Origin of the sequence: Flavobacterium hydrocarbonoxydans, assembly GCF_009789235.1 — a bacterium.
Classification (GTDB): Bacteria; Bacteroidota; Bacteroidia; order Flavobacteriales; family Flavobacteriaceae; genus Flavobacterium; species Flavobacterium hydrocarbonoxydans.
In genome coordinates this window covers 417,895-430,384 of the sequence record NZ_WSTB01000002.1, presented here as the reverse complement: position 1 = coordinate 430,384, position 12,490 = coordinate 417,895, and the positions used below count along the sequence as shown (strand labels likewise).

8 protein-coding genes are annotated in these 12,490 nt (G+C 35.2%); 4 read left to right on the top strand and 4 right to left on the bottom strand.

Annotated features, from left to right (window positions below):
- Nucleotides 1-5: 5 nt before the first annotated feature.
- The 4 genes from GON26_RS04945 to GON26_RS04930 all read left to right on the top strand — a co-directional run bounded on the left by GON26_RS04945 (nt 6) and on the right by GON26_RS04930 (nt 6,889).
- Entirely contained in the window at nt 6-662 is a 657-nt protein-coding gene (locus GON26_RS04945; protein ID WP_160373619.1) for a CoA transferase subunit B, read from the top strand.
- A gap of 395 nt (nt 663-1,057) precedes the next feature.
- Nucleotides 1,058-3,838, top strand: coding sequence for a M4 family metallopeptidase (locus tag GON26_RS04940; RefSeq protein ID WP_160373618.1), 2,781 nt, complete (start codon nt 1,058-1,060; stop codon nt 3,836-3,838).
- A gap of 294 nt (nt 3,839-4,132) precedes the next feature.
- Nucleotides 4,133-5,272 (top strand): helix-turn-helix domain-containing protein, encoded by a 1,140-nt coding sequence (locus GON26_RS04935; RefSeq protein ID WP_160373617.1) that lies wholly within the window; start codon nt 4,133-4,135, stop codon nt 5,270-5,272.
- Between the two features lie 153 nt (nt 5,273-5,425).
- On the top strand, nt 5,426-6,889 hold the full coding sequence (locus GON26_RS04930) for a serine hydrolase domain-containing protein (protein ID WP_160373616.1): 1,464 nt from the start codon (nt 5,426-5,428) through the stop codon (nt 6,887-6,889).
- 113 nt (nt 6,890-7,002) lie between these two features.
- Here the strand turns inward: GON26_RS04930 and GON26_RS04925 are convergent, their stop codons facing one another.
- From GON26_RS04925 to GON26_RS04910, 4 genes are all read right to left on the bottom strand, one after another.
- Nucleotides 7,003-8,607, bottom strand: coding sequence for a fumarate hydratase (locus GON26_RS04925; protein WP_160373615.1), 1,605 nt, complete (start codon nt 8,605-8,607; stop codon nt 7,003-7,005).
- A 305-nt stretch (nt 8,608-8,912) separates the two neighbouring features.
- Entirely contained in the window at nt 8,913-9,374 is a 462-nt protein-coding gene (gene tnpA / locus GON26_RS04920; protein ID WP_160373614.1) for an IS200/IS605 family transposase, read from the bottom strand.
- Nucleotides 9,375-9,800: 426 nt separating this feature from the next.
- Nucleotides 9,801-11,240 carry a nucleoside recognition domain-containing protein gene (locus GON26_RS04915; protein WP_160373613.1) on the bottom strand — a complete coding sequence of 480 codons (1,440 nt, stop codon included), beginning with the start codon at nt 11,238-11,240 and terminating at the stop codon, nt 9,801-9,803.
- 108 nt (nt 11,241-11,348) lie between these two features.
- On the bottom strand, nt 11,349-12,422 hold the full coding sequence (locus GON26_RS04910; RefSeq protein WP_160373612.1) for a winged helix DNA-binding domain-containing protein: 1,074 nt from the start codon (nt 12,420-12,422) through the stop codon (nt 11,349-11,351).
- Between the last annotated feature and the right edge of the window lie 68 nt (nt 12,423-12,490).

The window sequence follows — 12,490 nt, the reverse complement described above, 5'->3', positions numbered from 1 at the left end:
AAGATATGTTAACAAAAGAAGATATAGCAAAACGAATTGCGAAAGAAGTAAAAGACAGGTATTTTGTTAATCTTGGTATCGGGATTCCGACTTTGGTGGCAAATTATGTGAGAGAAGATATTGCCGTGGAATTCCAGAGTGAAAATGGCGTTCTCGGAATGGGACCGTTTCCTTTTGCGGGCGAAGAAGATGCCGATATTATCAACGCAGGAAAACAAACGATTACAACGCTTCCGGGAGCGAGTTTTTTTGATTCAGCTTTTAGTTTCGGAATGATTCGCAGCCAAAAAGTAGATTTGACAATTTTAGGCGCGATGGAAGTTTCGGAAAACGGAGACATTGCCAACTGGAAAATCCCAGGTAAAATGGTAAAAGGAATGGGAGGTGCAATGGATTTGGTGGCTTCCGCCGAAAATATCATCGTGGCTATGATGCACGTCAACAAAGCAGGAGAATCTAAAATCCTAAAAAAATGCACTTTGCCATTAACAGGCGTAGGCTGCGTTAAAAAAGTCGTAACCGAGTTGGCAGTTCTCGAAGTAACTCAAAATGGTTTTAAGCTCTTAGAGCGCGCGCCAGGTGTTTCTGTTGAGCACATCATTGCTTCAACCGAAGCTGATTTGATTATTGACGGAGAAATTACGGAGATGGATTTAAATTAAATTTTAAAATATACATCACCTTAGTTTAGGTTATTTTAATTAGAAATATAAGAAAGGTCAGCTTTTTAGTATAGCTGACCTTTTTTTGTGCGATAAATTGGTTGATTTAAAAATAATTTTCTTTTAAAAGGGTAAAAAATCAATATTTACGTGGTATTTTAAAAGGTTGCAAATCAATGATTTAATAATTTTCAAGGCTAATCTTTAAATATTTTGAACTTTTTGTTAAATAATATTGATTTTAAGACAAAAAATGTTGCATTTTATCGATTATTGAAATTTATAAGAGTTTATTTAACAAAAATAAAATACTTTTATTCTCTAATAAAGTAAATACTTACATTATTTATTTTGTTTGTAATCTATTATACCAACCAATTTAATCCTAATTTATTATGAAATGTACTTTACCTAAAATGATGGTAACCACCGTCGTGTTTGTTTTTTCATTTTCCGCTTTTGCTCAGGTTACAACCGACAAACGGATTAGTCAGAAAAATTTATCCGAAAACGGACAACCTGATTTAATCACTTTTAGTGATAAATCGACTTACAAAGGCTCTGATGCCAAAACAGTTTTTAAAGAACAACTTGGCTTACAAGAAAATCAATCCTTCTCAAAAATCAAAACCGAATCTGATAAAGAAGGTTTTATCCATGAAAAATTCCAATTATACGAACAAGGAATTAAAGTAGAATTTGCGAATTATACCCTGCATTCCAAAAACGGAAAATTAGTTTCTATGAATGGAGAATTCTATGCTATTAAAAATGCAAAAACGACTCCAAAAATTTCACGTCAGACCGCTTTAGAAAAGGCTATTGCGCATATAGGTGCGCAGCAATATCTTTGGGAAAAACCCGAGGATGCTCTTGAAATGGGTTATGAAAAACCCAAAGGCGAATTGGTTTTTCTACCGGCAATGGAAGAGCAAGGCTTAAAGAGAACAACTGATAAAGTGCGTTTGGCCTATAAATTTGATATTTATGCTACATATCCGTTAAGCCGCGGCGATCTTTACATCGATGCTGAAACAGGAAAAGCGCTTTTTTATAATGCCACAATAAAACACCTGGGAGAAAACAGCCATGGTGCTCGTAAATCAGCTAATGTGCGGCATAATGAGACAGAAGCTATTGCTAAAAAAGCGATCGTTGCTGCGAATGCCGCCACACGTTATAGTGGGACCCAAACAATTCAGACTACACTAAGCGGATCTTCTTATATTTTATCAGATGGAACTCGTGGTAACGGAATCCAAACCTATAATTCAGCCAGAACGGCAACCTATCCAACAACCAATTTTACGGATGCGGATAATAACTGGACGGCTGCTGAATATAATAACACTAATAAAGACAATGGAGCTCTTGATGCACATTGGGGAGCCGAAATGACTTATGATTACTTTTCAGTAGTTCATGGCAGAAACAGTTACAATAATGCTGGTGCAAAAATCAGGAGTTATGTACATTATAATTTAGTCGCAGCAGGTTATCCAAATAATAACAACGCGTTCTGGAATGGAAGTGTTATGACCTACGGCGATGGTACAGGAACAGGTGGATTTGATATTTTGACATCGATGGATGTGGCAGGTCATGAAATTGGTCATGCAGTTTGTACTTATACAGCAAATTTAGCTTACCAAAAAGAATCCGGAGCAATGAACGAAGCTTTCTCTGATATTTGGGGGGCGTGTATCGAGTATCGTGCAGCTCCTAACAAATCAACTTGGTTAGTGGGTGAAGATATCGAAAGAAGATCTGGTCATAGTGCTTTGCGTTCTATGAGTGATCCAAATTCAGAAGGACAGCCTGATACTTATGGGGGAACTTATTGGATAAATGTAAATTGTACTCCAACCAATAATAATGACCAATGTGGAGTTCATACTAATTCAGGAGTTTTAAATCACTGGTTTTATATCTTATCGGTTGGAAAGTCAGGTACAAATGATATCGGAAATGCTTATAATGTTACCGGAATCACTATTGATAAAGCGGCAAAAATCGCTTATCGTTTAGAAAGTGTTTATCTAGGTGCCAATTCTACTTATGCAAATGCCAGAACCTCCGGGATACAATCGGCGATAGATTTGTACGGAGCAGGATCTGCTGAGGTTATTGCCACAACAAATGCTTTTTACGCAGTTGGAGTAGGAGCGGCTTATGCAGGATCAGGAGATACAACTGCACCAAGTGCGCCTACCAATTTAGCAGCAAGCGGAACAACAGGTGCTACTACCAATTTATCATGGACCGCTTCTACAGATAATGTTGCAGTTACCGGATATGAAGTATATCAGGGAACTACTTTAAAAGGCACAGCTACCGGAACAACTTATGCGGTAACAGGATTGTCTCCTCTAACAGCGTATAGTTTTTATGTAAAAGCAAAAGATGCAGCAGGAAATGCGTCGGCAGCAAGCAACACAGTAAATATTACAACACTGGCTACCACTATAACGTATTGTGCCTCGAAAGGAAACAGTGCTGCTGATGAAAGAATTGGAAAAGTAGTATTGGGAACGATAAACAATACTTCAACAGGAACTACAGGTTATGAAAATCTAACGGCAATTAGCACTAATTTAACAAAAGGTGTTTCGAATACGATTACCATTACACCATTATGGACTTCTTCTGTTTATAAAGAAGGCTATGCTGTATTTATAGATTACAACCAGGATGGAGATTTTAGCGATTCAGGCGAAACAGTCTGGACAAAAGCAGCCGCTACAGCTACTCCGGCTTCGGGAAGTTTTACAATACCAGCGACGGCTCTGACTGGACCAACCAGAATCAGAATTTCGATGAAATACAATGCCGTTCCTACTGCTTGTGAGACTTTCTCATACGGTCAGGTAGAAGATTATACTGTGAATATTGTCGCAGGATCTCCTATTGCTGAAGAATTAATTGCTGGAATAAGCAAAGCTGAGGAAATTTCGGCAGTTACTTTGTATCCAAATCCAGTTGAAAGTAATTTAAATGTTGCTTTGGCAAAAGCCGAAGGATCAGCATTTAAAATAACTAATGCCTTAGGCCAGTTGGTAAATTCAGGAAAATTAACTGAAAATCCAGTAGATGTCAGCAAATTAACAGCAGGTGTTTATTTTATCGAATTGAATAGCGGAGGAAAAAAAGTCGTTAAAAAATTCATTAAAAAATAAGAATGTAAATGGTGATCTGTAAAAAGTGAAATGTTTAAAAAGAAAAACCGCCATTGGCGGTTTTCTGTTTTTTTATAAAGTTCTAAAAACCTTTGTACCTATGAACCTTTGCAACTTAAAAATTAAAGATTCTCAAAAAAAGTGATTTCCTTTAGTTGCTTAGTAAGATTCTTTTTTTTAGTCTGAAGCTATATTGGTTTTTTATTTTAAAACTTGGTTAAACCAAAGAATAAATCTTACTTTAGTCTTCAATTTTAAAACAAGTAAAAACCATAATACCACTAAAATAAACTAATGGATAAGATTAATTTACTACTTATTGTGACTATCATTTCCTTGTTCATTTCCTTATTTTTGGCGTTTTTTCTGCTTACTGTAAAAACCAAACACAAGACAAGTAATTCTCTTTTTGCTTTTTTTCTAATTATAACCGCAATAGATTTTAGCACACCTTTAGTTGAATTAATCACTAATGGTCCTTCAACTTTGGGAATGCTCAGAAACACATCGGCTTTTTTGCAAATCCCTGCTTTTTATCTGTATGTTCTATCGGTTTGTTATTCTGATTTTAGGCTTAAGCCAAAATACATTCTGCATCTACTTCCGTTTTTACTGGTAAATATCATTTTATTACCTCGTTTTTATTTGGTAGATGCTGCGGCTAAATTGAACTTTATTGTACATCGTCAGAGTATGATAGAAATACCGACCTTTCATATTTTATTTCATATTCAGATATTGGTATATTTTGTTGCTGTTTTTATGTTGTTAAAAAGAGCGAAAAAGCTATATCTCGAAAACTATGCCGGCACCAATATTAATTCTTATAATTGGTTATTTCAGTTTACGGTTGTACTGTGTATTTTATATTCGATTACACTTTTTAAAAACATCTTTAAATTTTCTGAATATTCCGATCTCTTCGAATGGATGAAAATAGGAATCATCGCATTTCAACTTTTTATTGCCTGTTGGTATTTATTTAAAGCATTGAATCACCCGGGTTTATTTAGAAATATCGATTCAAACTTAAAGTTGGTTTCTGATATTATTTTAGAAGAAAAAAACAATTCCGCCTTAGCCGCAAACGAAAAAGAGTACAATGAAGAATTAATCAAATTGAAGCAGTTTATGGCCGAAGAAAAGCCTTTTCTTAATCCTTCTTTGACGATTCAGGATGTTTCAGCGGCTATTAAAGTTCCTGTTCGAGATGTATCACTTTTAATAAATCATAAATTAGAACAGCATTTTTACGATTTTGTAAATACGTATCGTATCGAACATGCAATGGCAATCCTGAATGATCCTTCAAAAAGTAAAGTAACCATTCTTGAAATTTTGTATGAAGTTGGTTTTAATTCAAAATCTTCTTTTAATACTGCTTTTAAAAAGCACACAGGAAATACGCCAACTTCTTATCGCAAGTTATTGTAAATAAACGTTTTGTAATTACTCGTACTTTTGGCTTAAACTACCCGTACTTATTTTTTAAACAAATGCGTTCGAATACTTGCATTCGGTCGTATAGGACTTGCTACTTTCTCAAATTTGTATCGAAATAAAATTCTAACCTAAAAAATCGATACCATGAAAAATTCTATTTATTTACTAATTCTATTTATAGTTGCGAGCTTTCAAACAAGTAATAAAGCACTGGCACAAAAAAAAGATTATAACTTTTTGACCGACAGTTTAAAAATTGATCAGCAATTAGAAAAATTCAAATTACCGGGATTTAGTCTTGTTGTTTTCGAAAATTATAAGATTGTTTATTCTAAGCAATTTGGCGTAAAATCAGCAAATTCTAAAGAAAAAATAAACGAAAACACGGCATTTTCTACCGCTTCAATTTCAAAACCTATCACAGCACTTCTTTGTTTTATGCTTGAAGAAAAAGGATTGATTAATTTGGATGAGCCAATAGACAAGTATTTAAAACGTTGGCATTTGCCAAAAAGTAGGTTTACGGAGCATAATAGTCCAACTTGGAAACAATTTCTGAATCACACCGCCGGAACCACTCAGGATGGGTTTGCAGATCATTATGAAGGTGAGGCGATTCCAACATTACAACAAAGTCTTTTAGGTCAAATCCCTCGATACGATAAAGAAATTGAGTTTTTGTTCACACCAGGAACCGATTGGAGATATAGTGGTGGCGGCTATACAATTGTCCAAATGGCTTTAGAAGATACTTTTAATACATCAATTGCAGCGCTTGCAGCAGAATATATTTTCGTACCGCTTGGCTTGAAAAACACCACAATGATTCAGCCTAATGAAAAGGGATTCCTAACCAATGTTGCACTTGTTCACGATGAAGAAGGAAAAGTGATAAAAACAGGTTTGCCAATTACACCGCAAGTAGCACCATCAGGAATGTGGTCAACACCAACTGATTTAGCTAAAATTGCCCTTGAGATGCAAAATGCTTTGCGTAATAAAAACAACAAAGTGATTTCTCATAACGTTGCAAAAAAAGTAACAGAAGTCTCCGTTTTAAAAAATGCAGTTGGCGGCTGGAGTTACGGATGGCAAAAGTCTTTTGGTTACAATAATTATGATTGGTTTGCTTGTAATGGTTCTAATACGGGAGTAGGTGGCAATATTTTGGCTACGATGACAGATGGCAATGGCATGGTATATCTTGCCAATGGCGAAAAACCGAATCGTTTTCCTGTGATGAATACTACTAGAAATACAATTCTAAAAGTGATGAACTGGGACAAAAAAACTAATGAAGAAGTTCAGGAAATACCTTCAGATTTAAAAGAAAAACTAGTCGGAACGTATGATGATTTCCTTTATGCTCAAGGAATGGAAACTAAGATCGTAGAAAGAAATAACCGCTTGTATGTAGAATCTCCTATTTTGGAACATTTTAAAGGAAAAAATGATAATGAATTAGTGTACTTAAAAAATGGATTTTTTAAAATTACAGATTATCCCAACTTACTAAAATTCGATTTCAGCGATGTAAAGCCAAAATCAGTGATCTTAACAAGAGACAATCTGAAAACAGAAGTACAAATGACTAAAAAGGCAAAATAACTTTTGTTAAGGCAATGAAATACATTCTAAACAATAAAACCGCCCAATAAAGGCGGTTTTAATATTTTAAAAAACTTAGAATCTTAGTCTCTTAGAAACTTAGCAACTCTAAATTACAAATTCTCAAAGAAATCATTCCCTTTATCATCTGTAATAATAAATGCAGGAAAATCTTTCACTGTAATTTTACGAACGGCTTCCATTCCTAATTCTTCAAAATCAATCACTTCAACTTTCAGAATGTTGTCTTGTGCCAAAATTGCCGCTGGTCCTCCGATTGAGCCAAGGTAGAATCCACCGTATTTGTTACACGCATCGGTAACTTGTTTAGTACGGTTTCCTTTTGCCAGCATAATCATACTTCCGCCATGTTTCTGGAATTCATCTACATAAACGTCCATACGACCTGCAGTTGTTGGTCCAAAACTTCCAGAAGCCATTCCTTCCGGTGTTTTTGCTGGTCCAGCATAATAAATTGGGTGATTTTTGAAATATTCTGGCATTGGTTTACCTGCGTCTAACATTTCCATAATTTTAGCGTGCGCAATATCGCGTGCTACAATTACAGTTCCGTTTAGTTTCAAACGTGTTTTGATCGGGTATTGAGACAATTTCGCCAACATATCAGCCATTGGCATATTCAAATCAATCTCAACTGGTGCTTCCAAATGTGGTGCTGTTTCCGGTAAAAATTGTTTTGGATTTACTTCTAATTGCTCAACGAAAATTCCGTCTTTAGTGATTTTTCCTTTGATGTTTCTATCTGCAGAACAGGAAACGCCTAATCCAACTGGACAAGAAGCAGCATGACGAGGCAAACGAATGACACGTACATCGTGTGTGAAATATTTTCCACCAAATTGAGCGCCAATAGCACTTTCCTGGCAAATTTGCTGTACTTTTTGTTCCCATTCGATATCACGGAAAGCCTGACCCGACATATTTCCTGTCGTTGGCAAATGATCGTAATATCCAGCCGAAGCTTTTTTAACAGCACTTAGATTCGCTTCCGCCGAAGTTCCACCGATTACCAAAGCCAAATGGTAAGGAGGGCAAGCTGAAGTTCCTAGATCTTTTATTTTTGCACGAACAAAAGCATCCATTGATTTTTCGTTCAATAACGATTTTGTTTGTTGGTATAAGTAGGTTTTGTTGGCAGAACCGCCTCCTTTTGCCATGAAAAGGAATTCGTATGAAGCTCCTTTTTTAGCATAAATATCAATTTGCGCCGGAAGATTCGAGCCTGAGTTTTTCTCTTCAAACATCGAAATCGGAACAATTTGCGAGTAACGTAAATTACGTTTTTGATAGGTATTAAAAATACCTCTGCTCAGCCATTCGGCATCATCAACTCCTGTGAAAATGCTTTCTCCTTTTTTCGCCATTACAATTGCCGTTCCAGTATCCTGGCAGCTTGGCAACTGACCTTCGGCAGCAACAGAAGCGTTTTGTAATAGATTATAAGCCACGAAACGATCGTTATCTGTCGCTTCTGGGTCATCCAAAATTTTTCGCAGTTTTTGCAAATGTGTTGTTCTTAGCATAAACGAAACATCAGTAAGTGCTTCTTCGGCTAATAATTCTAAACCTTTTGGGTCCACAGTCAAAATTTCACGTTCTCCGAATTGTTCCACTTTTACAAAATCAGAAGTAATTTTGCGGTATTGTGTATCATCCTTTAAAATAGGATAGGGGTCTTGGTATATAAAATCAATCATTGCTTTGTTTTTGACAAAGTTAAAAATTATTTACCGAAGAAAGAATTTGAATTGACGGTGTTTTTGTTGTTTATTTTTGGTTATGAAAATTATTGTGATGGTTATATGATCCGTTCCTATGGAACTCATGAAATGCTGGCAATAATTTTCAACGGATTAAAATCCGTCGCTACAAAATGAATCATTCCTACGGAATTTTTAAAACGATAAAGTAAGAGCCTTAGGCTCGATTAAATATTGTAGGGCTGGAATTTATTCCAGTTCAAATAATGGTTTGTGTTATTTCCAAGAGCCGTAGGCTCGGCTCATATCAAATCCCCAAAAGTGTATTTTTCATCAAACGGAATTTCAAATTTATCTAAAAATTCTAAATATTCCTCTTTGAAAGATTTTTTTTTGTGATGTTCTTCTTGATTGGCAATGTATTTATAAACCACATCGATTTGTGATTGACTGTATGAAAACACACCATAACCTTCTTGCCATTCGAATCTTGAATTTGTCAAATGATGATCATTAATATATTTGGAAGATTTTGCTTTTACGATTTTCATTAATTCTGAAATAGAAATAGCAGGTTTTAGTCCAATTAAGCAATGAATATGATCTTCGACACCATTTACGATTATTGTTTTGCAACCAGTTTCATTTATCAAATTTCCAATAACACCTAATAATTTTGATTTCCAAAGTTTGTCAATGGCGGCTTCACGATTTTTTACAGCGAAAACAACTTGAATGTAAATTTGATGATAAGTATTTGGCATTTTGTATATAAATAATTTGAAATTAATTATAAACATACAAAATATTCTTACATAAAAAACATTGAAAACGTTTAAAATACAGCAAATATTTATATGGTAAGTTCCTACGGAACTCATTGGAATATTCGAATTTATTTTCAACGGATTAAAATCCGTCGCTACAAAATGAATCATTCCTACGGAATTTTAAAAAGACAAAGTAAGAGCTATCGGCTCGAAACATATTGTAGGGCTGGAATTTACTCCAGTTTAAAAATAGTGTTTTTCGACAAAGTAAGAGCCATCGGCTCGAAACATATTGTAGGGCTGGAATTTATTCCAGTTTAAAAATAGTGTTTTTCGACAAAGTAAGAGCCATCGGCTCGACTAAATATTGTAGGGCCGGATTTTAATCCGGTTAACATATCGTGAATTTTATTTTTTATATTAAAAAAACCAGCTAGCCACAAAAATCGCCGTGATCACACAGATTAAATCAACAAGCAGCATTGTAGTTAAGGCATAACGGGTATTTTTGATGTTGATAGAACCAAAATAAACGGCTATTACATAAAAAGTACTTTCAGCACTACATTGAAAAATACTGCTCAATCTTCCTGTCATCGAATCGGCACCAAATGTATTCATAGAATCAATTAAAAATCCTCTCGATCCAGCAGAACTAAACGGACGTAAAAGTGCAACAGGCAAAGCATCTGTAATTTCTTTACTTACTCCCAGATTCGAAAAAACAAAAGCCAGACCATTACTGATAATATCAAATAAACCACTATTTCTAAACAAAGAAATAGCCGCCAACATTCCTAGAACATAAGGAAAAATAGTAACTCCAGTTTTTACACCATTATTTGCGCCTACTACAAACGAATCAAAAGGAGTCGTATTGGCCTCTGTGAATTTTTTTTCATGACGGAAAGAAAAAATCAAAGTAAAAGCAATAATGGCTAGCAGAATTAGTCCAGATAAATTAGAAGTAAAATAATTTTTACCAATTAAATCTAAATGATTAATATACATCAGTAAACCAACAATAGCTCCAATTAAAGCCATCAATCCGGCTACCAAAGAAGCGCTTTTAAAATTGATTTTTTGTTTAATTCCCACAATTAAAAAGGCAGCAATGGTACCAATAAACGAGGTGATGATACACGGCAACATTACATCGGCTGGATTGCTGGAGCCAGCTGCAGCACGATAACCAATAATTGAGGTTGCAATTAGCGTTAACCCCGAAGCGTGTAAACACATAAACATAATTTGCGCATCACTTGCCCTGTCTTTGTCAGGATTAAGTTCTTGCAAACTTTCCATCGCTTTTAATCCAAATGGAGTTGCAGCCGAATCCAGTCCCAAAAAGTTGGCAGCAAAATTCAGCGTCATATATGAAATCGATGGGTGATTTTTAGGAATACTTGGAAAAACTTTTACAAAAACAGGACTCAAGACCTTGGCTAATTTTGCAGAAACACCAGAAATAATTAACAATTCCATAAGTCCGCAAAAGAAGGCCAAATAAGCAATAAGCGGAATAATAATATCAATCAAACTGCTTTTGCAGGTTGCCAATAATCCATCAGATTTTTGTACACCGCTATAAATTTGAACGGCTTTATTCTTGTAAACGTATGTAGTATCGGCGTTGGATAAATCACGATTAACAATGATTGTTTTATCTTCTTTCAGTTGAATACTATCGCGAACAAAAGCAGGAACCTGATCTATATATTTTTCAGAAATTAAAATTGGATCGCCTTTGGTGCCATTCAAAACATAATCAACAGTGTAATTCGTTCCAGAAAATAAACTTACCACTACGAACAAAATGGATGACACAAAAATTACTAGCCAAAATCTACTCAATACCATACTTATATTTTTTTGTAAATGTAATTATTTCAAGATATAATGCACAAAAAAATATTGATTTTGGATTGGTTTTGTTAGAAAAAAGCAAATTACTTGTGAAAAAGATAGCTATTCGATAATGATTTTGATTTCTAAGTGCTTTTCTAACAGTGAAATTGCTTTGAAAAAAGTTTTTTTCTTCGTTTCATCAAAATTGGCAAAAAAATGCGTTTTTATTTGCGCAATGTCTTTCTTTAGAGTTCTTTGCCAGGTACCAATGACTTTTCCGTTTTCTAAAATTACAGGTTTAAAGATGCCATTATTGGTAAACGCTTTCGGTTGATGTTCTAATAAAATGGAAACTTCACGAGTTTTATACCCAATCAGGATTTCATCAAAGGCGGCTAGAAAATGTACGCTTTCGCAAAAGTTACGCTGAAGATTTAAATTTTGACTAAAAAAGTACTTTTGGTTGTCAATTTCTACCGAATTCAATTCAGATTCAATTGAATTTAAAACCGTTTTGCAAGTTGTTGGAGGAAAACCCGACCACCACGAAAAGTCAAGAACCGTTGCAGGGCCGTGACTTTCAAAATAGCGTTGGGCCAATTTGGCTAGGCCTTCTTCCTTGGTTAATTTGGGTTGTGGCTTGGCAACCCGTTCTTCAAGCAAAGCATACGTCATTTGTTTACCTTTCATTTTTCCGTTGCAGACCAAACCATCCAATTCGGCGTTCATCATAATGGCTGCGCCCAGAAAATCTTGTCCAGAAGTCTTTTTTATGTTGAGTTCAAGCATGATTTCTTCACGCGTGAGATGATTATTTCCAGCTAATAATTTCTCGATTTGAGAATTGATTTGGTTCAGTTTTTTTTCATCAAAATCACATTTTTTTGCTGCCGAAGCTGTAAATCGTTTCACTTGTGGTGCTGAAAGATCCAACATCCAATAAATATCATCTGCAGCAACAAAATGCCAGGTGGGGCGTAGAATATGGGTTCGGATGATTTGTGCCGAATTTATAGCTTCTTCAATCACTTTTTCGGAAGAATCGCAACGGGAACCAATTGCCCATTTTGCCATTGCATAATCCTGAGCCTGGATGGCACCCATGTGATGTACAATTTCCTGAGGGCTTGATGAATTGACCTCTAAAAGTTTCTGAGAAGCAAGTCTGTATTGAGCAATTTCCTGGAATGTCATTTTTTTAAATATTTAGATTCTAAAAATTTAACCTTTGAACCTCTGCGACTTTGCACCTTTGTACCTAA